The 23,157-nt window shown below is 64.7% G+C and carries 25 protein-coding genes; 11 read left to right on the forward strand and 14 right to left on the reverse strand.

Annotated elements, in window-relative coordinates:
• The first annotated feature begins 94 nt into the window (after positions 1-94).
• Positions 95-1,012 (forward strand): cupin domain-containing protein, encoded by a 918-nt coding sequence (locus tag AB4Y42_RS13065; RefSeq protein ID WP_368694414.1) that lies wholly within the window; start codon positions 95-97, stop codon positions 1,010-1,012.
• Between the two features lie 51 nt (positions 1,013-1,063).
• Here AB4Y42_RS13065 and AB4Y42_RS13070 read toward each other — a convergent pair whose 3' ends face one another.
• From AB4Y42_RS13070 to AB4Y42_RS13100, 7 genes are all read right to left on the reverse strand, one after another.
• On the reverse strand, positions 1,064-3,142 hold the full coding sequence (locus tag AB4Y42_RS13070; RefSeq protein ID WP_368694415.1) for an NAD(P)/FAD-dependent oxidoreductase: 2,079 nt from the start codon (positions 3,140-3,142) through the stop codon (positions 1,064-1,066).
• Positions 3,143-3,194: 52 nt separating this feature from the next.
• The gene (locus AB4Y42_RS13075) at positions 3,195-3,836 is read right to left on the reverse strand and encodes a DUF1109 domain-containing protein (RefSeq protein ID WP_368689009.1); all 642 of its coding nucleotides are present in this window, start codon (positions 3,834-3,836) and stop codon (positions 3,195-3,197) included.
• Positions 3,833-4,336: a DoxX family protein gene (locus AB4Y42_RS13080; RefSeq protein WP_368694416.1), complete on the reverse strand. Its 504-nt coding sequence runs from the start codon at positions 4,334-4,336 to the stop codon at positions 3,833-3,835. The genes AB4Y42_RS13075 and AB4Y42_RS13080 overlap by 4 nt, the downstream gene beginning before the upstream one ends.
• A gap of 5 nt (positions 4,337-4,341) precedes the next feature.
• Positions 4,342-5,121: a putative DNA-binding domain-containing protein gene (locus tag AB4Y42_RS13085; protein WP_368689011.1), complete on the reverse strand. Its 780-nt coding sequence runs from the start codon at positions 5,119-5,121 to the stop codon at positions 4,342-4,344.
• Positions 5,111-6,040, reverse strand: coding sequence for a DUF692 domain-containing protein (locus AB4Y42_RS13090; protein WP_368689081.1), 930 nt, complete (start codon positions 6,038-6,040; stop codon positions 5,111-5,113). Before AB4Y42_RS13090 ends, AB4Y42_RS13085 begins: the two co-directional genes overlap by 11 nt.
• A gap of 39 nt (positions 6,041-6,079) precedes the next feature.
• Positions 6,080-6,391, reverse strand: coding sequence for a DUF2282 domain-containing protein (locus tag AB4Y42_RS13095; RefSeq protein WP_089341490.1), 312 nt, complete (start codon positions 6,389-6,391; stop codon positions 6,080-6,082).
• Between the two features lie 238 nt (positions 6,392-6,629).
• The gene (locus AB4Y42_RS13100; protein WP_368689013.1) at positions 6,630-7,391 is read right to left on the reverse strand and encodes a hypothetical protein; all 762 of its coding nucleotides are present in this window, start codon (positions 7,389-7,391) and stop codon (positions 6,630-6,632) included.
• Positions 7,392-7,558: 167 nt separating this feature from the next.
• Between AB4Y42_RS13100 and AB4Y42_RS13105 the strand changes: the two genes are divergently transcribed.
• The 3 genes from AB4Y42_RS13105 to AB4Y42_RS13115 all read left to right on the forward strand — a co-directional run bounded on the left by AB4Y42_RS13105 (position 7,559) and on the right by AB4Y42_RS13115 (position 10,076).
• Complete coding sequence (locus AB4Y42_RS13105; protein ID WP_368689014.1) at positions 7,559-8,107, forward strand: carboxymuconolactone decarboxylase family protein; 549 nt, start codon at positions 7,559-7,561, stop codon at positions 8,105-8,107.
• A gap of 96 nt (positions 8,108-8,203) precedes the next feature.
• Positions 8,204-8,914 (forward strand): DJ-1/PfpI family protein, encoded by a 711-nt coding sequence (locus AB4Y42_RS13110; RefSeq protein ID WP_368694417.1) that lies wholly within the window; start codon positions 8,204-8,206, stop codon positions 8,912-8,914.
• Positions 8,915-9,026: 112 nt separating this feature from the next.
• Entirely contained in the window at positions 9,027-10,076 is a 1,050-nt protein-coding gene (locus tag AB4Y42_RS13115) for a methyltransferase (RefSeq protein WP_368694418.1), read from the forward strand.
• Here AB4Y42_RS13115 and AB4Y42_RS13120 read toward each other — a convergent pair.
• Positions 10,073-11,059, reverse strand: coding sequence for an aldo/keto reductase (locus tag AB4Y42_RS13120; RefSeq protein ID WP_368689017.1), 987 nt, complete (start codon positions 11,057-11,059; stop codon positions 10,073-10,075). The two genes, AB4Y42_RS13115 and AB4Y42_RS13120, sit on opposite strands and share 4 nt — an antisense overlap.
• A 299-nt stretch (positions 11,060-11,358) precedes the next feature.
• On the opposite strand from AB4Y42_RS13120, the gene AB4Y42_RS13125 reads away from it, so the two are divergent.
• Both AB4Y42_RS13125 and AB4Y42_RS13130 read left to right on the forward strand, forming a co-directional pair.
• Positions 11,359-12,555: an NnrS family protein gene (locus tag AB4Y42_RS13125; protein ID WP_368689018.1), complete on the forward strand. Its 1,197-nt coding sequence runs from the start codon at positions 11,359-11,361 to the stop codon at positions 12,553-12,555.
• Positions 12,556-12,652: 97 nt separating this feature from the next.
• A complete protein-coding gene (locus tag AB4Y42_RS13130) occupies positions 12,653-13,177 on the forward strand; it encodes a heme-binding protein (protein WP_368694419.1) in 525 nt (174 codons plus the stop codon).
• A gap of 27 nt (positions 13,178-13,204) precedes the next feature.
• Here AB4Y42_RS13130 and AB4Y42_RS13135 read toward each other — a convergent pair whose 3' ends face one another.
• Positions 13,205-13,855 carry a FadR/GntR family transcriptional regulator gene (locus AB4Y42_RS13135; protein ID WP_368694420.1) on the reverse strand — a complete coding sequence of 217 codons (651 nt, stop codon included), beginning with the start codon at positions 13,853-13,855 and terminating at the stop codon, positions 13,205-13,207.
• 223 nt (positions 13,856-14,078) lie between these two features.
• On the opposite strand from AB4Y42_RS13135, the gene AB4Y42_RS13140 reads away from it, so the two are divergent.
• From AB4Y42_RS13140 to AB4Y42_RS13155, 4 genes are read left to right on the forward strand one after another with little or no spacing between them, the layout of a single operon-like run.
• Positions 14,079-15,863, forward strand: a complete 1,785-nt coding sequence (locus tag AB4Y42_RS13140) for a gamma-glutamyltransferase family protein (RefSeq protein WP_368689021.1) — start codon at positions 14,079-14,081, stop codon at positions 15,861-15,863.
• Between the two features lie 33 nt (positions 15,864-15,896).
• Positions 15,897-17,309, forward strand: coding sequence for an MFS transporter (locus tag AB4Y42_RS13145; protein ID WP_368694421.1), 1,413 nt, complete (start codon positions 15,897-15,899; stop codon positions 17,307-17,309).
• 30 nt (positions 17,310-17,339) lie between these two features.
• Positions 17,340-17,891, forward strand: a complete 552-nt coding sequence (locus AB4Y42_RS13150; protein WP_368694422.1) for a GAF domain-containing protein — start codon at positions 17,340-17,342, stop codon at positions 17,889-17,891.
• A gap of 17 nt (positions 17,892-17,908) precedes the next feature.
• On the forward strand, positions 17,909-19,201 hold the full coding sequence (locus AB4Y42_RS13155; protein WP_368694423.1) for an MFS transporter: 1,293 nt from the start codon (positions 17,909-17,911) through the stop codon (positions 19,199-19,201).
• A 62-nt stretch (positions 19,202-19,263) separates the two neighbouring features.
• On the opposite strand, the gene AB4Y42_RS13160 is transcribed toward AB4Y42_RS13155, so the two are convergent.
• Genes AB4Y42_RS13160 through AB4Y42_RS13170 form a run of 3 tightly spaced genes read right to left on the reverse strand, consistent with a single transcriptional unit; the run spans position 19,264 to position 21,232 of the window.
• Positions 19,264-19,773: a DUF1697 domain-containing protein gene (locus tag AB4Y42_RS13160; RefSeq protein WP_368694424.1), complete on the reverse strand. Its 510-nt coding sequence runs from the start codon at positions 19,771-19,773 to the stop codon at positions 19,264-19,266.
• Between the two features lie 23 nt (positions 19,774-19,796).
• A complete protein-coding gene (locus AB4Y42_RS13165; RefSeq protein ID WP_368694425.1) occupies positions 19,797-20,540 on the reverse strand; it encodes a Pr6Pr family membrane protein in 744 nt (247 codons plus the stop codon).
• A 59-nt stretch (positions 20,541-20,599) separates the two neighbouring features.
• Positions 20,600-21,232 carry a TetR/AcrR family transcriptional regulator gene (locus AB4Y42_RS13170; protein WP_368694426.1) on the reverse strand — a complete coding sequence of 211 codons (633 nt, stop codon included), beginning with the start codon at positions 21,230-21,232 and terminating at the stop codon, positions 20,600-20,602.
• A 239-nt stretch (positions 21,233-21,471) separates the two neighbouring features.
• Between AB4Y42_RS13170 and AB4Y42_RS13175 the strand changes: the two genes are divergently transcribed.
• On the forward strand, positions 21,472-21,783 hold the full coding sequence (locus AB4Y42_RS13175; protein WP_368694427.1) for a hypothetical protein: 312 nt from the start codon (positions 21,472-21,474) through the stop codon (positions 21,781-21,783).
• A 175-nt stretch (positions 21,784-21,958) separates the two neighbouring features.
• On the opposite strand, the gene AB4Y42_RS13180 is transcribed toward AB4Y42_RS13175, so the two are convergent.
• A complete protein-coding gene (locus tag AB4Y42_RS13180) occupies positions 21,959-22,471 on the reverse strand; it encodes a hypothetical protein (protein WP_368694428.1) in 513 nt (170 codons plus the stop codon).
• Between the two features lie 210 nt (positions 22,472-22,681).
• On the reverse strand, positions 22,682-23,083 hold the full coding sequence (locus AB4Y42_RS13185; protein ID WP_368694429.1) for an SRPBCC family protein: 402 nt from the start codon (positions 23,081-23,083) through the stop codon (positions 22,682-22,684).
• Positions 23,084-23,157 lie beyond the last annotated feature (74 nt).

Raw genomic sequence — 23,157 nt, forward strand, 5'->3', positions numbered from 1 at the left:
CCTTTGGCAAGGTTTGCGTGTGTCCATACGATAGATCGCGCAGACCGTACTTGCTACAATCAAAGATCCGAATTTCGTTTGCAGGAGTCCGGCCATGATCGATCCGTTGGCTGAAGTCGTGACGCTGCTGCAGTCGAGCGCGCGGTTCTCCAAACTCGTCCTCGGCGCCGGCCCCTGGCGCATCAGTCGTTCGGGTGCGGGCGAGCCGTTCTATTGCGTCATCCTCGACGGCGGGTGCTGCATCACGATCGACGATCACGCGCCGCTCGAACTCGTGGCCGGCGACTTCGTCCTGATTCCCGCGTCCTATGGCATCGAGGTGAGCAGCCTCGAGCCTCCGCCGCCGGACGTCGAGCCCGTGACGCCCGTCGCGCTGGGCAACAACGAATTCAGGATCGGCGCTGCGGACCACCCGGTCGACTCGCGCATGGTGGCGGGCCACTGCAGCTTCGGATCCCCGGATTCGTCCCTGCTGGTTTCGCTGCTGCCGCAACTCGTGCATGTCCGCGGCGAGGAGCGGCTGGCCACACTCGTCAAACTCGTGCGCGAGGAGTCGAGAGCGCAGCGGCCTGCGCGCGAAGTCGTGCTCTCCCGCCTGCTGGAAGTGCTCCTCATCGAAGCACTGCGATCCACGGCGGGAACGTATGCGCCACCGGGGCTCGTGCGCGGGCTCTCCGACAGCCGCCTCGCGGCCGCTATCCGGGAGATGCACGAGCACCCGACGAAGCCATGGACGGTTGCGGCGCTCGCGAAGGAGGCCGCGCTCTCGCGTTCGACGTTTTTCGAGCGCTTCAGCCGCGCGGTCGGCGTCGCGCCGATGGAATACCTGCTGACCTGGCGCATGGCGCTCGCGAAGGATCTGTTGCGTCGCAATCACGGCCGCATCGCCGAGATTGCGCAACTTGTGGGCTACAGTTCGGCCAGCACGTTCAGCGTTGCCTTTACGCGGCACGTCGGCCGGCCGCCCACGCAGTACGCGCGTGAGGAGCAGATGGCCCCGGATGGCGCGTAAGCAGGCGCAAGCGGGTTGCCGGCAGGGCTTGGGGCGCGCGCACTGCGAAGATCAACCCGGTCGCCTCTCGGAAGCCGGATCGGTAATGAGTCGCGTGCTGCGTCGGTAGGTGACGTAGGCCCAGAGCCAATCCAGCATGACCTTCGCCCTGTTCGGCCCTCCGGTGAGAAACGCGATATGTGCGGCGCCCCAGAACCACCAAGCCGGCGCACCCCACATGCGGATGGGGCCGATTTCCGCTACCGCGGCCTGACGCCCGATCGTTGCCAGGCTGCCGAAATGTCGGTATCGAAACGGCGGCGGACGACGGCGACCCGCAAGCTGTGCGTCGATCACGCGCGCGGCATATCTTCCCTGCTGTTTGGCGGCAGGCGCCAACCCCGGCACCGCTGCTCCGTTCCAGCCCAGACTCGCAGCGGCGTCGCCAATCGCATAGATGCCTTCAGCTGCCGCAACGGAGAGGTCGTCGTTCACCTTGATACGTCCGGACGCGTCTTCTGGCTGGTTTAGCCATCTGGCGACCGGAGACGCTGCCACTCCGGCAGCCCACAGGATGGTGCGGGAGGCAATGCGATCCTTGCCGAGGTCGGCGCCCTCCTGATCGACGCCCAGCACCCGGGTATCGAGGTAGATCGTGACCCCCAGCTTGCGAAGGGAACGTTCCGCGGCGGCAGACAAGGAAGGCGGGAACGTCGGCAGAACGCGGGGACCGGCATGAACCAGAATGACGCGCGAGGTCGACGGATCGATCGTGCGATATTCCTGATCCATCCCATGGTGCGCCAGTTCCGCGATGGCGCCGGCTAGCTCGATGCCCGTCGGTCCTCCGCCGACGATGATGAACGTCAGCCACGCGGCACGGGCTGCTTCGTCGGCGGCCGTTTCCGCTTCTTCAAATGCACGTAGCAGACGGCTCCTGATCGAGGTCGCGTCCTCGATGCTCTTGAGCCCGGGCGCGTACGGTGCCCAGTGATCGTTGCCGAAGTAACTGTGACGCGCGCCGGTCGCGAGTACGAGATAGTCGAATTTCAGGCTGGCTGCGCCGATCAGCACTTCGCGGGTGGCGGTGTCGATGCCTGTGACGCTTCCCAGACGGACCTGGACGTTTCGCTGTCCACGAAAGAGGCTTCGGATCGGCGTCGCGATTTCGCCGGGCGACAATGCCGCTGTGGCGATCTGATAGAGCAGAGGCTGAAACAGATGATGATTGCGCTGGTCGATGAGGGTGATGCGGCAGCGCGAATTGCGCAGGCCGCGAACGGTCTCGATCCCGCCAAAGCCACCGCCGACCACGACGACATGTGGACATTCATTGAGCGTGCCTTCTTCTTTCTCCGGGCGGTCGAGCACCCAGCGAGCGAGCCAATGATCCACCGAGATGACGCCGGGCCCCGTGGCGACGAACATCAGCAGCAGAAGCAGCATGGCCAGCCGGTCGTCCATGGACATGGCGATGCCGGCGAGCGGAACCATGGCGGCATAGATGAGCATCGCGGGCCGCGTCATGCAGCCGAAGGCGATGCTCAATGCGAGCAGCGCAGCGATCCATGAGGGGTACGCGAACAGTGCCGCGAGATCTTGATGGGCAGCCTGCCCGAAAAGGGAAGGCGTCAATGCGGAAGCGAGACTGAGCGACGCCGCTATGCCTGCGCGCGAGACGAGCAGGAGCACAGGGGACACATACCGTTCGATCAGCGCATAGCATTTCCTGACCTGTCGGGCCGGGCCAAGTGGCGCCCACGCCAGGCCTCGCGCCAACATCGCGTCGAGGGAGAAGGTTCCCGGACCCAGCACGACCAGCCACGCGAGCAAAACAAGCGTTGTGCCGCCCGGACCGAGGGCGATCGATCCGTAGCCGCCAACGAGCAACACGAGCGCGATGGGCCGGGTCAGCAGGCCAGCGGTGAGCAGGAGCGGCACGATACCGTGCAGTGCTGCCTCCACGCTGGACGGCGCATGTAATCCGGCGCCGGTTGAGCCGCCCGGATTGCCTTGCGCCATGGCCATGATCTGATGCACGAGCACGACCTGCCCGAACCAGACGCGAGTGGCAAGCAGCAGCCACGGCATGCAAAGCGCGCGTACTGTGGGCGCGAAGCGGACCAGGGGTTTGAAGGCGTTCCAGAACATACGGCACCCTTTCGAGCGAACCATCACGGCGCATGCGGCGTCGACGCGAATCTCACCAGCGCAGACAACGCGGCGCCACGGCCGAGCCGACTACGGTCGTGATGACGATGGCGAGCACGTACCAGACTCCCCAGAACGGGACCGCCATCTCCGAGCAATACAGCGAGTACACGAGCAATCCCTGCGCGCCGGCCAGCAGACCCGCGCCTGCGCCGGCCAGGGCGAGGCGCGTCGGCGCGAGCTGCTTCATCGCGCGCAATATCGCAGCGAGCGAGGGCAGCGAGAGCAGCACGACGTTCGCCGTCGCCGTGCGCCATGTCGTGCCGAGCATCAACTCGAGCCGGTAGCCCGGCGGCGTCGCCAGCAGAACGCAGCCGGCGGCGAGCAGCATGGAGGCCACCGGCAGCGCCGCCGCGAGCCCGGCGAGCCTCAGGCGCGCGCCGGGGCGGCCCAGCCGCTCGGCGAGCGCCACGGCCGCGGCGATGATCGCGAGCGGGAACGCGAGGCGCACCCAGAACATCGTCGTGAGGATCAGTTCGGGCATGTCGCTGCGCACGCCGTACAGCGCAACCAGCAGGGCCGCGCTGCCGGCGAGACCGTGCAGCAGCGCGCGCGTGAGCAGCCTCGGAACGGCGTTGCGCTCGATGGGCGACACGTCGCTCGCGAGCCGGGTGACCAGCTCTCGCGTTTTCATGACCGGTACGCGCGGTCTCCGAGCAGGTAGTCGATCGATATCACGCCGGGGCCCCAGGCGGCGATGCCGAGCGCCATGGCGGCCCATGTGATGTGGATCGGCCAGCCGTCCGGCACCGTCAGCTCGATGATGCAGGTCATCAGCAGCAATCCGGCGGCTGCGAAGCGCGTGCCGAACCCGAGCACGAGCAGCACCGGGAAACCGACCTCGCCGCACGCGGAGAGGAACGCGAAGAGGGCCGGCGCCGGAAACGGATACGGGCCGCCGGGCAGATGGAGCCTGAATTCGTCGGTGAAGAGATCGATGGCCGTGTCGTTGAGCTGCAGGAAACCGTGCCACTTGAGAATGCCCGATTTCCAGAAAGGCACGGCCAGCGCAATGCGCAGCACGAGCTGCACGAACGACGGTTGGGCGAGCCGTTCGATGAAGCGCCGGGCGCAGCCGATCGCGTGCGCGACGTTGCCCGCGAAAGACGGTCTGGAGTCCTGTCGAGTTTGCATGATGGTCACGCTCCTGGTTGAACGGCGGCGAACACGCCGGCCGAAATCATCGCGGCCAGGCTGGCCGGCAGGTCGAAGGCCTCGCTCTCCTCGAAGGCTGCCTGCGCGGCGGCGCCGAGCGGCATGCCCTCGATGAGAGCGAGCAGAAACGCAGCGCCGCCCGCAGGCAGGCGCGAGACAATCACGTCGTAATCGGGCCGCGTGACGAGCGCGTCTTCCGCATCGCTCGAATGCAGCGCGGTGACCGGGCCGGGCGCCCGGTTCATCGCGAAGATCGCGACGGCAGGGTAGCGCGAGCGCACGATGCGCGCGGCCGGATGCGGGACAAAGCGCAGCTGCGCGAGCGAATCCGCATCGATGCCCGCGAATGCGTCGGCCGCAAGCGGTGCGGCGTCCCGGGCGTGCCAGGCGTCGAGCCACGCGCGCTCGATGCGTGCCGTATCCGCAAGCCACGGCATGTCACGCGCGTACTCCCAGCTTTCGATGAACGACGGAAAGTCGCGTCCGTACTCGAACAGGAGCGGCGAAGCCGGCGGCGCGGCGCGCACGTGACAGCGCGCCATCGCACGGAAGAACTCGACGCCCGTGATGCGCTGCACGGCGGGATAGATCGCGGCCAGCGCATCGATGAGGCTGACCGTGACGTTGTTGCGATAGACGTTGTAGCGCTTGACGACACCCTTGCCGTGCGCCGCCACGACACCGTTCGGTGCGGCGAGGTCGGGGTTCGTCAGTCCCGGCGCGAAGGCCGTCGCGTAGTCGCTCGTGGCTTGTTCAGGCTTCATGGCCGGTGCGCTCCAGGAGGGATGTATCGGACTCCGATGCATTGTCGAGAAAAAGTTCGGAGACGATGCGCCGGGCCGCCAACGCTTGCGCGCGCAGTTCGGGCCACGCAGGCAACTGGCTGTCCCATTCGATCAGTGTCGGTATGGGCCCGGTGCGCGCGACCACGTCGCGGTAGAGCGCCCAGACCGGATCGGAGACGGCGCGGTCGTGGCTGTCGATCAGCAGTGGCGCGTGCTCGTCGTCGTGCTGCTCGCTGTAGCCGGCCAGGTGAATCTCGCCGACGTATTCGAGAGGAAAATCCGCGAGATACGCGCGTGCCGCATAACCGTGATTGGTCGCCGAAACGAAAACGTTGTTGACGTCGAGCAGCAGCCCGCAGCCCGTGCGCTGCGCGACCGCATGGATGAATTCCGTTTCGCTCATCGTCGACGCGGCGAACGCCACGTACGTCGACGGATTCTCGAGCAGCATCGGACGTCCAATGGCTGCCTGCATCTCATCGATGTGTTCGCAGACCTTATCGAGGGTCGCCTTCGTATAAGGCAGGGGCAGCAGATCGTTGAAGAACGTGCCGCCGTGCGAAGACCACGCGAGGTGTTCGGAAACGACTGCGGGTTCGTAGCGCGCGACCAGCTCGCCAAAGCGCGCGAGATGGCCGGCGTCGAGGCGGTCCGGTCCGCCGATCGACATGCACACACCGTGCAGCGAGACCGGATAGCGCTCGCGGATCGCGTGCAATGCGCGGTGCGGCGGCCCGCCAGCGCCCATATAGTTCTCGGCGTGCACCTCGAAGAAGCCGTCCTGCAGTCCGTCTTCGAGAATCGCCGCGAGATGCTCATGCCTGAAGCTCGTGCCTACGAGCGCAGCCGCGCCGGGCGCCGTGCGAAAGGGGCGGCCGGACCTCGCCGCTGATTGCATGGAAGTGTTCATGACCGTCCCCTCTCGTGGTCGTAGCGATCAGGACTTGATCGGCGTGAGCGAGCCGTGGCCACCGCCGGGCACGACGATGCTCGCGCAGGTGCCGCCCTGAACGAACTTCCACGAGTTGCCCTGGAAGTCGACCGTCGAGGTCCCCTGACAGGTCGTGCCGGGACCGGCGGCGCAGTCGTTTTGCCCCTTCAGCGCGACGCCGAAGCACTTCTCCTTGTGAGCGGCGACGGCGGCGCTCATCTCTTCCTTCGTGAGCGGTGCGGCATGCGCGACTGAAGCCAGCAGGCTGGCAACGGCACCTGCAAGCAGGGCGGAACTAACAGTGGTCTTTGCGGACATGGACGTTCTCCAGTGATTGAGATTTGAGGTATCCGTCGCGGATACACCAGCTAATTCGCGCGACGCTGGAGGCCGGTTACACCGGTCGATTTTTTTTGCGTGAAGATATTCGAAGGGAGAGGGGGGAGCTTGCGAGCGCAAAAAAAAGCGCTTCCGGCTGTAACCGGAAGGCCTGAACGAACGAACTAACGCGCGATGTCGATCGCGGCGGTAAAACTTCTATGCGCTAGCGCGACGACTACTGTCCGAGCATGGAGAGCGCCTCACGCACCGGCGCGAGGGAGACGGCAACGATTCCGCCGAGCGGCGTGTTCATTTCCAGGATCAGAAAGATGGCGATGGAGGTGGATATCGCGCCCAGAAAGAACGTGACGACGACAGTCGCGTTGGGTGAGGTGAACAGCCCGAACGAGCCGAAGATGATGCACAGCCACAACACGAGCGTCAGCAGTAGCGGCATCGGGGTCGAGCCTGCCGCCTGCAGCAGCGCAAGTTCGCGCATCGCCAGCACGTCGCCGGCGATCTGAATGGCGCGCGACTGCAGCCGGCGTTGCGTTTCGCTGGTCGGCGACAGTTCCGCCAGCTTGCGTTGAATATTTTCCCCGCGTTTGAGCTCCTCGGGGCTGCGCATGCCCGACAGCTGAGCCGGATCGCCGGAACTGATCTTCTGGATGCCGGTGGCGAGGCCCTGCTTCAGCAAGGCCCGGATCTCCTGCGTCTCCGGACCGTACTGGGCCAGTGTGCGATCGAGCAGAATGATGTCGGTGGCGTCGCGTACGACCGCGGCGTTCGCGGCATCGAACGAGCTTTTCGCCGACGAGATCAGCAGCCCGAGCACCAATGCGGCCATGGTGGCGATCAATCCAATCGTCAGCTTAATGACGCTGACCGATTCGTCGCCGAGATGGCGCTCCGGCAGCCTGGTGTGCAGATACAGGCCGAGCAGGGCGCTGGTGAACACGCAGGCAAACACAATGACCGCAATGCCGAGATGGTGCATTGTTCGACTCTCCGTTTTCGCGTGCAGGCGCGGTTGCTTTCGCTGGATGCCTGAACGACTATCTTCTATTACACGCCATGTAATTGGCGAGGCTGCGGCGCATCACTACTCTTCGCTTGTCGTGTCATCGCCCCTTGATGCACGTGTCCACCTCCCAAGGAAATATCATGGCTAACTTCCCCGTATATACACTCGAATCGGCACCGGAAGGCTCGAAACCGGCATTTCGAGGTCTTGCCGAAGCATTCGGCATGGTCCCCAACATTGCCGGCGCAATTGCCGGTTCGCCAAAGCTGATCAATGGCCTGACCGCCGTGTTTCAGCAGGTTCACGGCGGCAGCTTTACGGAGGCACAGGTTCAGACCCTGTTGCTCACGAATGCCGTCACCAATGGCAGCACCTGGCCCGTCGCCTTCCACACCTTCCTCGCACTCAAGGAAGGGCTCAGCGAAGCCGACGTGCATGCCATTCGCGCCCGTCGTCTGCCGGCCGACGCGAAGCTGGCGGCGCTCTCGCATCTCGCGCGCACGTTGATCGACAAGCGTGGCCGTCTCGACGACGAGGATGTTGCGTCCTTCACGGCCGCCGGCTTTGCTCCGGCTCTGGTGCTCGAGGTCATCCTGGTTGTCGCTGCGTCGACGATGACGAACTATACCGGCAGCGTTGCCAACCCGCCGCTCGAGGAGATGTTCCAGCAGTACGCGTGGCAGGGTTAAGGACCGGGCGTTGATGCGCCAGAGAGGGGGCGGAAGTCGACTGTCCGCCTCCTCGCTGGTCACGCCCGGTGTTCTGCATTCCAAACGGAGACGGATATGACGATTCCTCTGGACGTTCACCTGAAACTTGGCGGGATCATCTTCCCGAACATGGACCAGTGCGATTTCACCGGACCTTTCGAGGCCCTGGCGCGAGTGCCGAATTCGTCATTCATGACGCTCTGGAAGGACAAGAACCCGGTTCGCGATCTGGCTGGCATGCGGTTGCTCGCCGACACCACGTTCGAAGAGGCGCCGCAGCTCGATGTCCTCCTCGTGCCGGGCGGACACGGCCAGGAGGCCTTGATGCACGACGAAACCGTTCTGTCGTTCATCCGCAGCCAGGCAGCCGGCGCGCGCTACGTCTTTTCGGTCTGTACCGGCGCGCTGCTCTGCGGTGCGGCTGGCCTGCTGCATGGCAAGCATGCCACGACGCACTGGACGGCAATGGACGTCCTCCCGCTCTATGGCGCGATTCCCAGCGGCGAGCGTGTGGTGATCGACGGGCAGATGATCAGCGCGGGCGGCGTGACGTCGGGAATCGATGGCTCCCTGATCGTGGTCTCGCTGCTGCGGGGAGAGACGGTCGCCCAGGAGCTGCAACTGTATATGGCTTATGACCCGCAGCCACCGTTCCAGTCCGGCTCTCCTGAAAAGGCACCGGCGCACATCCTGGCAACGGTGACCGAACGGGCGCAAGCCATTACCGAAAGGCGGATGTCTACCGGACCCGTCTACCAGGACCGAATGCGCATGTCTGGAAGATGAGGCAGGCGCGGAATAGTGTCCGCCCGCAAGGTGTTCTGTTGACGCAAAGAAGATTCGCGCAGCGAAGCAAAGCCATCGAGACCCTTGGTCATCTGAGAAAGGAGGCAAGACAATGGAAACGCAATCGGGCACCTTGACGTCTGAAACCGGGAACGCATCCGCCGCTTCCCCGCAAAAGCTGCTGCAGCTGGCCATGGGTTTCTGGGCCTCGAAGACGCTGCTGTCCGCAGTCGAACTCGACCTGTTCACCGTTCTGGGCAGAGGGCCGCGCACAGCAACACAACTGATGGACCAAATGCAGTTGCATCCGAGATCGGCAGACGATTTTCTCGACGCACTGGTCGCGCTAGGGGTCCTGGATCGAGACGAGGGTCTATACCGGAATACCCCTGAGACCGGTGCATTTCTGGACAGAGCGAGGCCGGGTTGTATCGCCGGATTTTTGCTCATGGCCAACAACCGCTTATATCCGTTCTGGGGCTCGCTGACCGAGGCGTTGCGCACGGGGCTGCCGCAGAACGAAGCAAAGCAAGGCGGCGACCCGTTCGAGGCAATCTATCGCGACGAACGCGGGCTCCGTGAGTTTCTGGGCGCAATGAGCGGTGTCAGCCTGGATCTGGCGAAGGAGATTGCGCAAAAATTTCCCTGGCAGAACTATCGCTCGGTCGTCGATGTCGGCACCGCGCAGGGCGCCCTCGTGGCGGAGATTGCGCGTACGCACGAGCATCTTGCAGGAATTGGGTTCGATCTGCCCGCGGTCGCTCCGGTGTTCAACGACTACATCGCGGCGAACGCGCTACAGGATCGAATCCGCTTTCATCCGGGCGACTTCTTCAAGGACGCATTGCCTTCCGCCGACGTCCTCGTGATGGGACACATTCTTCACGACTGGAATCTCGAACAGAAGCGCGAATTGCTCGCGAGGAGTTATCGGGCGTTGCCCGCCGGCGGATGTCTGATCGTCTATGACGCGATGATCGACGACGAGCGCAGGCACAATGCGTTCGGCTTGCTGATGAGTCTGAACATGCTGATCGAGACGCCCGGCGGTTTCGACTATACCGCCAGGCAGTGCCGCGAATGGATGACCGAGGCGGGCTTTCGGGAGATCAGAGTCGAACCGCTGGGCGGGCAGAACGCGATGGTGATTGGCGTCCGCTAGCGGTCGAGATGTGACAGCATGGGCGGCAGGTAACGTGTGCCTGCGGTCTGGTGTCCGGCAAGGAAACTCCGGATGCGATCCAGTTCCGCAGGCGTCAGACGAACTGAGGCTGCGCTCACGTTTTCCTCGAGGTATTTGCGCCGCTTGGTGCCGGGGATCGGGACCAGATCGTCACCTTGCGCGAGCAGCCACGCGAGCGCGAGCTGGCCCGGTGTCACGGACTTCTCGTCGGCAAAGGCCTTGATGAAATCTGCGAGCTTGACGTTCGTATCGAAGTTGCTGCCCTGGATGCGCGGATCGTTGGCGGCCCGCCAGTCGTCGGCGGGAAGGTCCTCCGCCCGCGTGGCGTTGCCGGTCAGGAAGCCCCGGCCAAGCGGACTGTAGGGCACAAAGCCGATACCCAGTTCGCGCAGGGCCGGCAACACCTTGTCTTCGACGCCGCGCTCAAAGAGCGAATACTCGCTTTGCACGGCCGAGACGGGTTGCACGGCATGGGCGCGCCGGATGGTATCGACGCTCGCTTCCGACAAGCCGAAATAGCGAACCTTGCCCGCGGCGATCGCATCCTTGACCGCGCCCGCCACATCCTCGATCGGTACGGCGGGATCCACGCGATGCTGGTAGAGCAGATCGATGTGACCGGTCTGCAACCGGGCCAGCGACGCGTCGATCACCGCCTTGATATGCTCGGGGCGGCTGTCGAGGCCGCGTACTCCGTTGTCGATCTTGAAGCCGAATTTCGTTGCGATCGTCACCGCGTGACGACGCCCTTTCAGCGCGCGTCCGAGCAGTTCCTCGTTGGCGAAAGGACCATAGATCTCCGCGGTATCGAGGAATGTGCAACCCAGTTCGATCGCCCGATGGATCGTGGCGATCGACTCGGCGTCATCGGGTGTGCCGTACGCGTAGGACATCCCCATGCATCCCAGCCCGATCTCCGAAACGACGAGTCCTTCACGTCCAAGCTTGCGCGTGTTCAGCATATTGCCCTCCTGTGATGGCTAGCTACCTAGAATGGCACGCGCGTCGGAGACGTGTTAGCACGATACTCTTGATTCCTTGCACGATTCTTCGATGGCTGTTTCAGTGGGCGGCAATACGCCCGGCGGTCATCGCACGCTGCAACCTTTGCTAACGTACAACACGCATGCGCGCCTGTTGCTGCCCCGGGGGAGCACCGAATCAACCTGCGGCATTACATCGCGTTTGCATCTTCCCAGCGGCATTTCTCGTCCAGTCCAGATAAGATGCATTTCAAATGAATGTATTGGCGAGAGCGATCATGACCGTCTTTCGAATCGAAGAACCCACCCCCGCGGCCCGCGGCGGTTTCGCGCTGTGGGCGCTCGGCTTCCGGCCGTTCTACCTTGGTGGCGCGCTCTTTGGCGGCGCGGCGCTGCTGGCCTGGATGGCCGCGTATGCCGGTCATCCGTTGCCGGGTTTCAGTTCGTACTTGCCCGGCATGTTCTGGCACGCCCACGAAATGATTTTCGGCTTCGGCGCAGCGATCGTGGCGGGCTTTTTGCTGACCGCCGTGCGCGCGTGGACGTCGGTCACGCCGGCGCAGGGCAAGTCGCTGGCGGCGCTGTGGCTGCTGTGGCTCGCCGGGCGCATCACCGTTGCCTACGCACCGTCTGGCGTCGCCGCCGTGGTCGACAGCCTCTTTCTCCCCGCCTGCGCGCTCGTGCTGCTGCGCGTGCTCATCGGCGCAAAGAACAGCCACAACATCTTCTTGCCGGTCGCGCTCGGCATGCTCGCCGCGCTCAACGTAGCATTTCATCTTTCGATGCTGGCCGGCCGCGCGGACTGGACGCTGCACAGCGCGTATCTCGCCGTGGGCATGCTGGTGCTGTTCATCACGATCATCGGCGGGCGCATCATCCCGTCGTTCACGGCCAATGCCGTGCCCAACTACGCGGCGCAGCGCTGGAACGCGATCGAGCGCGCGGTGATGCCGCTCAGCGCGCTGGCGTTCGTGCTCGACGCCGCGCTCGGCTCCGGCGTGCTCGTGGCGATCGCCGCGTTCGCGGCGGCGTGCGCACAAGGCGTGCGGATCTGCGGGTGGCGTTCGTGGCGCGTCGGCAACCGCCCGATCCTGACTATCCTGCACGTCGCCTATGCCTGGATACCCGTCGGTTTCGTGCTGCTCGGGCTCGCCGCAATGGGTTCAGTCGCGCACACGCTCGCCATTCACGCGTTCACGGTGGGCGCGATCGGCTGCGCGATCATGGCGATGATCACACGCACGGCGCGCGGACATACGGGCCGCAAGCTGGTGGCGGGCGGCTTCGATACCGCCTGCTATGTGTTGCTCGTGCTCGCCGCGCTGATTCGCGTGGTGGGACCCTGGCTCGCGCCGCAGTGGCTCACATTCTGGATCGAAGCGTCGGGCGCATGCTGGGTCGTTGCGTTCGCGGCTTACTGTTATCGCTACGCGGGCTGGCTCGTTGCGCCGCGTGTCGATGGTAAGGAGGGCTGATCCATCGGCCTTGCACACGGCGTATCGCGCGAGTATGTTGGCTGCGAGGGCCGCACGCGCGTAACGCCTTGGGTCCGCCGATGAAGGAGGGTGTGCAATGCATCACTCTGTTCAGATCGCAGGCGCGGCCTGTCTCGTCTTTGTAACCTCCGTGCAGGCTCAAACGTCAGCTTCTGCGCCGCCAGCGGCTGAGGTTCCCGAGCGCATGCCTTACGACATTCCTTACGGTTCGCCTATCGGGCTCGATGCGGCGAAGCATCTGCTTGCGCTTGCCGAAGCCGAGGCGCGCAGGCACGACTGGAAAATGAACATCGCCGTGGTCGATCCGCATGGCGATCTCGTTGCCTTCGAGCGCATGGATGGCGCGCAATACGCCTCCGTCGAGATTTCGCAGAACAAGGCGCGCACGTCCGCGCGCTTTCGCCGCGAGACCCGCGTTTTCTATAACCAGTTCGAGAGCGGTCATGCCTATGTTGCCACGCTCGTGCCGGACCTCGTGGCTTCGCCCGGCGGCTTTCCGTTGGTCGAGGACGGCAAGGTGATCGGTGCGATCGGCTGCAGCGGCGGCACGGGCGATCAGGATGCCATCACGTGCAAGGCGGCGGCTTCCACCGTGAAGTGAACGCGTGAAACGCAGAAGCTTCTTCCGTCAATGCGGCGAGCCATACCCCTGCACCTTCAGCAGATGCTCGCGCATGCAACGCGCGGCGGTTTCGCCGTCGCGGGCGAGAATCGCATCGACGATGGACTGGTGCTGCTGCGCGAAATGATGGCGCGTGGTCTGATCCGTGGTCTTTTCACGCTGGGTCGGCTTGATCCGCATGCCGTTGATCACTTCCATGAGGGCAATGATCGCGGGGTTGCGCGAGGCCTGGGCGATCAGCAGGTGAAAGCGCTGGTCCCATAGTTGCCACTCCTCATCGCTTTTCGACGTCGCGTTCCGTTTTGCGCACTTCTCCAGTTCGGCCAGATCCTCGGGCGTGGCCTTGGCGGCGGCAAGACCGGCTAACGCCGGTTCGAACATGAGGCGCATCTCCGCAATGTCGGCCGGGCTCGTACGCGAGCGCAGGCCGCGCAGCGTGGGCGCGAACTTCAGCGGCCGCGCGCCCAGATACGTGCCGCGCCCCACGCCGCGCCAGATTCGACCCGACGCTTCCAGCGAAGCAAGCGCCTCGCGCAGTTCACGGCGGCTCACGCCGAGGTCCTCGGCGAGCTTGCGTTCGGGAGGCAACGCGTCGCCGTCTTTCAGGCGGTGTTGTGCGATGTAGGCAAGCAGGTGGTCGAGCGCGGACCTTTCCATGGCGTCGTGTGAACCAATATAAATTGGTTCAATTCTAGCAGCCGTGCGGTGGCGTGCAACCGGATGGTCTCCAGAATGCAATGAACCGGAGGTTCAGTCTGAATTCCAGGGTTAACACCGGGTGCGGTGAAAAATCTTCCTTCGTAAGCTGAGCGTGAAAGGTTTTGGAACCAATCATGAATGGTTCGTCAACCAGTCGAACCTTTCGCACAGGGAGTGGAAGATGTCGTTTACAACGCGGCCGGAGCTGCTCGGAACCTTCGGGATGGTGGCGTCCACGCATTGGCTCGCCAGTGCGTCGGCGATGGCGGTGCTCGAGAAGGGCGGCAACGCGTTCGACGCGGCGGCGGCGGCCGGTTTCGTGCTGCAGATCGTCGAGCCGCATCTCAACGGTCCCGGCGGCGAGTTGCCCGTCGTGTTCTACAGCGCGCGGGAAGACCGCGTGCGCGTGCTGTGCGGCCAGGGGGTGACGCCGGCGGCCATGACGATCGAACGCATGCGCGCGCTTGGGCTCGAAGTCGTGCCGGGCACCGGCCTGCTGCCCGCCGTGGTGCCCGGCGCGTTCGGCGCATGGATGACGATGCTGCGCGACTACGGGCAACTGCCGCTCGAAGACGTGCTGAGCTACGCGATCGGCTACGCGGAGAACGGCTACCCCGTGCTGCCGCGCATGTGCGCGTCGATTCTCGCGATCAAGGACTTCTTCCTCAGCGAATGGACGACCTCCGCCGAGCAATGGCTGCGCGACGGCGACGCCCCCGCGCCGAACGCGCTGTTCGCCAATCCCGCCATTGCCGCCACGTACCGCCGCATCCTGCGGGAGGCGAGCGCGAAAAGCGACCGCGCGGAGCAGTGCGAACTCGCGCGCTCGGCGTTCTACCGCGGCTTCGTGGCCGACGCGATCGACCAGTATTTCCGCTCGACCGACGTGCTCGACACCTCCGGTCTTCGCAATCGCGGCCTGCTCGATGCGGACGATCTCGCACGCTGGGAGCCCACCTACGAGGAAGCGCTCTCGTACGACTACGCGGGCCTGCGCGTGCACAAAACAGGACCGTGGGGCCAGGGACCGATGTTCCTGCAACAGCTCGCGCTGCTCAAGGGCTTCGATCTGGGCGCGATGGATCCGCTCGGTGCGGATTTCGTGCACACGGTCATCGAAACGTCGAAGCTCGCGTTTGCCGATCGCGACGTGTTCTATGGCGATCCACGCTTTGCCGACGTGCCGATGGGAACGCTGCTGAGCGACGCGTACAACGACGCGCGCCGCCGTCTCGTCGATCCGCACAAGGCCTCGTTCGAATTCCGCCCCGGGCCGCTTCTCGACAGCGAGGCGCGGGCAGCGCGCATTCTCGCCAACGCGGGCCGGCAGCAGCCGGGCGGCTTCGGGCAGGGCGAGCCGACGTTCGCACCGCTGCCCGAATTGCGCGGCGATACCGTGCACCTCGACGTGGTCGATCGCTGGGGCAACATGGTCTCGGCCACGCCGTCGGGCGGCTGGCTGCAGGCGTCGCCCGCGGTGCCCGGCCTCGGCTTCAACGTCACCACGCGCGCGCAGATGTTCTGGATGGAAGAGGGCCTGCCTTCGTCGCTCGGGCCGGGCCGGCGTCCACGCACGACCCTCTCGCCCACGCTCGTCACGCGCGAGGGCAAGCCCTATGCGGCGTTCGGCACGCCGGGCGGCGACCAGCAGGATCAATGGTCGATGCAGCTGTTCCTGCGGCACGTGCATGCGGGCATGAACCTGCAGGCCGCCGTGGACGCGCCCTCGTTCCAGACCGCGCATTTCCCCGGCTCGTTTTATCCCCGCTCGATGCAGCTCGGCAAGATGTCGGCCGAGTCGCGCTTTCCCGAAGCCACGCTCGCCGAATTGCGCTCGCGCGGGCACGATCTCACGGTGGCCGAGCCATGGGGGCTCGGGCGCGTGTGCGCGGTGGGCATGCGCAACGGACTCATGCGCGGCGCGGCCACGCCGCGCCAGATGCAGGCCTATGCGATCGGCCGCTGACCACGCGCCACGCTCAACCGGAACCGACCCACCATGTCCAACGTCGCCGCCCGACTCGAACGACTGCCGCTCGCGGGCTTCCATCGCAAACTGCTGCTGATCGGCGGGCTCGGCTATATGTTCGACGGGCTGGACTCGTCGTCGCTCGCCTTTTTGCTGCCGGTGGTGAGCAAGCTATGGCATTTGACGAGCGCCGAAACGGGACTCGTCGCCAGCAGCACGTATATCGGCTACTTTTTTGGCGCGTTTCTCTCGGGCGTGCTGGCCGACGTGATTGGCCGCCGCCGCATCATGATGAGCGCGCTGGCAATCTATTGCGCGGCGTCCATGGCGAGCGCCACCGCGCACGACTGGCACACGTTTTTCGCGCTGCGCATGCTCGCGGGCTTCGGTTCGGGTGCTGAGACGGTCGTCATCGCACCGTTCCTCGCGGAATTCGTGCCGCGGCGCTATCGCGGCATGTTCTGCGGCGCGCTCGTCGGCTTCATGTCGTTCGGATATCTAAGTTCGTCGATTCTTGGCTATACCGTCGTGCGCAATTTCGCAGACGGCTGGCGCTATCTCGCCGTGCTAACCTCGCTGCCGGTCGTGATGCTGCTCTGGTGGCGCCGGACGTTGCCCGAGTCGCCGCGCTGGCTCGAAAGCCGCGGACGCTCCGCCGAAGCCGACAGCATCGTGCGGGCGATCGAGTCTCGCTACGAGCAGGAGGGCATTGCGCTGGCGCCGCTGGGCTCGGTGGGCGCGATTCCCGCCGCGGCGCAAGGCAGCGGCAGTGCACTGCAAAACGTGCTGACGTTGTTCTCACGCCGGCTCGTGGGCACGACGGCGGTGAGCTGGCTGATGTGGTTCTCCGTGGCGTTCGCGTACTACTCGTTCTTTTCCTGGATTCCGAGCCTGCTCGTCAAGGAAGGCCTGACGCTCACCAAGAGCTTCGGTTATTCGATTGCCATTTATGGTGCGCAGATTCCCGGCTATTTCTCGGCGGCGTGGCTCAATGAGCGGATCGGCCGCAAGGGCGTCGTGGCCTCTTACATGACGCTCGGTGGGCTCGCCGCAATCGCACTGGCTTTCTCGCATACGGGCGTGCAGATCACGGTGGCGGGCGTGTGCCTCTCGTTCTTCATGAACGGCGCGTTTGCGGGTGTCTATGCCTATACGCCGGAGGTTTTCCCGACGGCGGTACGCACGACCGGTACGGGATCGTCGTCTTCGTTCGGTCGTATCGGCTCGGTGAGCGCGCCCATTCTGGTCGGTCTCGTGTATCCGGCGTTCGGCTTCTTCGGCGTGTTCGCCATGACGACCGCCGTATTGCTGGCGGGCGCTTGCGTCGTGTTCTTCCTCGGCATCGAAACCCGCAATCGCTCGCTTGAAGACATCGAGGCGAGCGGCGCGCAGGCGGACTTCGATGCGCACAAGCCGCTCGCCCGCGACGGGCTGCGCGGCTGAGCGCGCGCCACTCTCACTCTCGTACGTCCCATGCAAACGCCCCTCTCCTTCGCGAACGAACCCTACGCGCTGCAACGCGAACTTGCCGCACTTGCGCGCCTTTCGCACGTCATGCGCCAGCCCGGGCAACCGGACGCGATTTTCCGCGAAGTGTGCGCCGTTGCCGCCGAAGCCATCGGCTTTCGCCTCTTCACGATCATGGCCTACGACGCCGGGAACCAGGAGGTGGCGCGCATGTTCACGAACATGCCCGACGTCTACCCGCCGGGCGGCCGCAAGCGGAAGAGTGGCACGCCCTGGGCGCAGCGCATTCTTTCGGATCTCGAACCGTTTCGCGCCACGACGCCAGCGGGGCTGCGCGAAGCCTTCGACGATCACGCGGTCATGACGGCGATGGGGCTAGGCTCGATACTGAACATACCGGTTGCCTATAACGGCCGTTGCGTCGGGACGATGAACCTGACGCACGTGGAGGGCTGGTACACCGCGCAACACGAGGAAACGGGCCTGCTGCTCGGCGCGTTCCTCGCGCCTGCGCTCGTCGCGCACGGCATGTCTTGCGCAGCCCATTCGAGCCCCTGATTGCAGGACCCTTGTCGATGAACCCAACGACATCCACCGTAACCGCCAATCGCTGGCTCCTCGTCTTCGCGCTCGGCTATCTCGCGCTGCTGGTCGACGGCGCGGACGTCATGATGTACGGCCTCACACTCTCGCGCATCAAGAGCGAATTCGGCTTGACCAATGTCGAGGCGGGCGCGCTCGGCAGCCTGACGCTGCTCGGCATGGCGATTGGCGGGATTCTCGGCGGCTGGGCGAGCGATTCGTTCGGGCGCGTGCGCGTGGTGGTCTGGGCGATGATGCTGTTCTCGGTGGGTGCCGGGCTGCTCGGTTTCACGCACAGCTTCCTGGAATTCGCGGTCGTGCGCTTCATCAGCTCGATGGGTATTGGCTGCATGGTGCTGGTGAGCACGCTCGTGGCCGAATACGTGCCCATGGCGCGGCGCTCGCTGATACTCGGCGTGCTGCAAACGGCGATTTCCGCAGGCTATATCACGGTAATCGCGCTCAGCACCTGGATCCTGCCGCACTACGGCTGGCGCACGCTGTTTTATGTGGCGGCGGCGCCCGTACTGCTCGCGGTGGCGATTCGCTTCTTCGTGCCCGAGCCGCCGAGCTGGCGCATGAGCGAGGCCGCGGCCCGCCCGAGCGGCCGCCGCTGGCACGACAACCGCTACGCATTGATTTTCGCGGACCGCGAGGCGCGCCGGATGTTCATCTTCTGGTCGCTCGCTTCGGTGTTTGCGCTTTCCGGATTCTACGGCTTGAACAACTGGTTGCCGACGTATCTGGAAAGCGAATTGCACATCAAATTCAGCTCGATGACGGGGTACATGACCGCGACGTGGGTCGTGGCGTTCATCGGCAAGATCGTGGCGGGCTGGCTGGGCGACCGCTGGAGCCGGCGCGGCGTGTATGTGCTGGGCTGTATCGGTGCGGCCGTCTTTCTGCCCGTGATCGTGCTGTTCCACACTCGCGAGAACATTGCGTGGCTGATGCTCGTATTCGGCTTTCTCTACGGCGTGCCGCTCGGCACGATCGGCACGTTCATGTCGGAGAGCTTCGAAACGCGCATTCGCGGCACGGCGGTGGGCGGTTCGTATAACGTGGGACGCTTCTGTTCGGGCGCGGCGCCTGTCGTGATCGGCTATATCGCGACGCAGTTTTCGATCGGCATGGGCTTTCTTGTGGTCGGCGCGGTGTTTTTCCTGAGCGGCGTGACGGCGCTGTTCATTCCGGACCGCCTGCACGATACGAGCGAAGGCGATCCGGCGCACGCGCGTGGGGAGGCTCGGCAGGGGACTTTGACGGCGGCGACCGGCAGGGGGTGACGTACGCCGAGGCGATCTGTGGCAGGCAGGTGTTGCGATGCGCAGCGCAAGTCAAGGGCGGCTCACGCTTGCGCCAGCTCCAGCAGCTTCGCCACGGTATTCATGTTGCGCGCCGTTCCGGCCTTCGCCGCGGCGATCCTGAGCTTCGAGCGCCCGATACCGTCCTTGTAAAACACGTAGATCTCGCGCTCGCCCAGCCGGAATTCTTCCGCCTGCTGGCCGCTCACGTTGTCGAATGCGTTGGCGGGCGGCGGCGTGTCGAGAAAGATCGCGACGGTGCGATCCGGCGCGGCAGCGGGAAACGGGTTGCCCTGCAACACGGTGGCCAGTTCCGCGGCAGTACGCACCACCACGCCAACGGGTTTGCCCGCATAAGCCTCGAGGCTCTGCTCGAGCTTCGTTTTCACCGACGCTTCGGCCAGCCGGCTCTCGAACACCACGTTGCCGCTCGCGATATAGGTACGCACTTGCGTGAACCCGAGTGCTTCGCACATGCCGCGAAGTTCGGGCATGGGCAGCTTGCCGGTTCCGCCGACATTCACGGCGCGTAGCAGGGCGATATAGACGGGCATGGGATCGATCGGGAAGCCGGGAGTTAGTCAGGGCGCTGCAGGTCGGTTGCGCCGAGGCCTTGGTTTGCCACGATGGCAGGGCGCCTGCGCGCGTTGATCGTCACGAAGACCGCCATCAGCACCATGAAGGCGGCGAGCAGCAAGGCGCTGTTGACGAGCACGTGCGCATAGCCGAGCTGAGCGACGTCGATGAACGGATAGGGGTAGAAGTCCGTCTCGCTGCCGCGCCAGAAGGTGACGGCAAGGTAGCCCAGCGGATAGGCGAGCCAGGCGAGGCGGTCGCGAGCAGTGAGGGTGAAGCGCGGCACGAACAGTAGCCAATATGTCGCGCATAGCAGCGGGATCAGGCTATGCAGGCTCTCGTTGAGCAGCGCGCGATAACCGTGCGGCGTCCAGAGATGCCGCAGCAGCAGATTATAAGCAATGCCAACGAAGACGATATACACCGTGACCGCACTCACGGCGCCCGGAGCGCGGAGCAGGCGTGCCGGCCACGTGCGCACGCGCAGCGCGATGCACGTGAAGGTGAGCGCGACGAGTAACACTGTGAGATTGGTGAGGTAAGCCGAAAGCCTGCCGATGGCCTCGAACGTGTCGAAGCCGCGCAGCACCATGCGCTGGATCGTCATGTCGGTTTGCGCCGCGAGCGCGCCCCACGCGAGCAGCGCGATCACACCCGCCAATGCGGTGGCGTAGGGGCCTGGGGGCTGCGCCGTGTCGGTAAGCGGCACGGCAGCCGCGCGTGCGGGTAGCGATGGTTCGGACATGCAGCGATGGTAGCGCACAAAGATCATGCGCGTCGCAAGCCGCTTGTCCCGGCGGCAGGCTATTTGCCTTCGGCGCGCTCCGCAGCCGAAACGAGATACAGGCGCACGAGGTCGCGCAGTTCGGCCATCAGCACGGCGCGCGCCGATGGCTCTTCGTTGGCAACACCGGCGACGCCCTTGAGCATGTGGATCAGCACGATCGCCATGACTTTTGCCCTGGCCGGCTTGAGATGCGCGATCGCGCGGCTCAGGATGTCGGCAACGCCGCCGCGCATCGCTTCGCGAAAGCGCTTGCGGTGGTCGTCGCTGCCGCTGCGGGCGTCGACGAGTGCAGCGGCAAAGCTGCGCTGCGACTGCAACAGCAGCACGAAATCGACGAGCGCATCGGCGACGGCCTCGAGCGTCATCTCCGGGACCTGTTGCCCCAGTTCGGCGAGTGCGTTCTTTGCCTGCTGGGCGTAGCGCAGCAACAGCGCTTCGGCCAGCGCCTCCTTGGTCGGAAAGAAGCGATACAGCGAGCCGATCGCCGTCGACGAGCGCGCTGCAATTTCGGTCATGGTGGCGGCGTCGTAACCCTTCTCCGTGAACACGGCGACGGCGGCGTCCATGATCGCGGCCACGCGCTGGCGGCCCCGCTCGCGTTTGGGCTCGGTGGGGCGCGCGGTTTCCGCAACTGGCGTGGTGGACGTCATGGCGTGATCTTCAAATGCGAGGATATGAGGGGGATTCCTCGCATATTAGCATGCGGGACGCCTTTCGCTGCCAGGCGCAAGAAGGCACGGACGCGCGCCGACCGCTTGACGATCGATTGACTTACGCGAGGTTACTCTCTACCATGATTTGCGAGGACATCCTCGCATTTCGCCGTGGCGCGCGCCGCCGCTGCCGCCATCATGCTTACCTTTCCCGTTTGAACGTTCGAGGTTACGACATGCCGTACGTGTGGCTCTTTTTCGCTGGCGCGTTCTTTTGCAACGCGATCCCGCATCTGGCTTCCGGCCTGCAGGGGCTGCCTTTTCCCACGCCCTTCGCCCGTCCGCGCGGGCGGGGCGACTCTTCGCCCATCGTGAATGTCGTTTGGGGCTTCGTGAATATCGCGATCGCAATCGCGCTGGGCACCGGACGTCTTCAGCAGCCTGCAACGCGCGAGGACGTCGTCGCGCTGCTGGCGGGCGGGCTCGTCATGGGGCTTTTTCTCGCGTTCCATTTCGGCGCGGTCCAGCGGGAAAAGCGCGCAGATTGAGGCCGAGGCAGGCAGCGGCAAGATCGTGAAAAAAACAGTTGCACAGTCTAGGGGGAAACCCTATACTTAACCCGTCTCCTCCATGTCTCCTTCTGATATGGATTCAGCCCGCTCTCTCAGCGGGCTTTTTCTTTTCTGGCGCCGGTTTGCGCGGGCGGCCAGCCATCCTCGCCGGTCATTCCTTTACGAACACAAAGTCGCATTTGCGTGCGGTCGTGCGCGAGCCGCTGCCTGAGGTCGCGTCGAACTGCGCGCTGACTTCATACGAATAGGGCGCGCGATTGTTGACGTGGGGCGCTGTGGCAGTCAGACCCTGGGCGACGAGCGTGGCCGACCCGTCTGGTTCGAGCTTGCCGTCCAGCGTGAGCCAGCCACTGGTGTCCCGTTCGCCATGTTCGCCGTGCAGGACGTTTTGCTGGATTTCGGCGGGAAATTGATAGCGGTAGCCCGGCGTATCGCCGGCGCCCTTGGGGCACGTGAGCGTCACGTTCCAGTCGCCGTCGAAGGTGCCGGCGGCGTGCGCAGCCGGTGTTCCAGCAAGGCCCGCGCAGACAGCGATGCAGTGCACGGTCAACGTTAATTTACCTACCCGCATTGCGGCTCCCGGTGTCGAGTCATCTGGCACTATTGTGATCGCAATTGGCGTGCCGGTATGGGCGCCGTCGCACAGTGTGTCTCGCAGCAGCACGACGCCTGGCTCGTGCCTTTTGTCAGCCTGGCCGCGGCAGTGTTGTGCAACTAACTGTCAAGCCCGCCTTCCACAATCGAATTTGGCCCGCGCAACGCAAAAAGAATCCGGCCATTGACATGAACGACACCGGTCGCCACGGCGCGCGGCGCAGAAGCCCGAGCGCGCGTGCCTGGTCTTCATCAGGCTGCTACTGCCCGGCGACCACCCTCAGCGCCGGGCCAGATTGCGCTGGAGCGCCGCGCAGCCCGCATCCGTGAGCGGCTCGACCATCTGGATCCGCTCATCGGGCTTGAAGTCGCTGATCCAGACCACGCGACAGCGTTGGGAGGAATCGGGTGAGTCCGGCACCACCTGAAGCGTCGCATGATGATGCTCGAAACGTCCGCCGCACACGGTGTAGGCGAGGCGCATGCGGGCGTCGTCGACGCCGATCACGCGTTCCTCGATCACGGTGCCGTCGGCGAACGTCACCCATCGCACGTCGTTTTCCATGCGCGCATCGGTCAGCACGCCGGCGAACACGCGGTCGACGTTGGCGGGATCGCGCAGCGCGGCCCAGACGTCCTGCGCCGAGGCTTCAACGGGAATGTCCCGGTAGACGGTAGCCATCGCACTTGCCTCCTTCGTGTTGTGTGACGCGTGCATCGTGCGCGCGCCACGCGCGGCGGTCCTGGGAAATCCTG

The organism is Paraburkholderia sp. EG286B, from assembly GCF_040965655.1.
GTDB lineage: Bacteria > Pseudomonadota > Gammaproteobacteria > Burkholderiales > Burkholderiaceae > Paraburkholderia.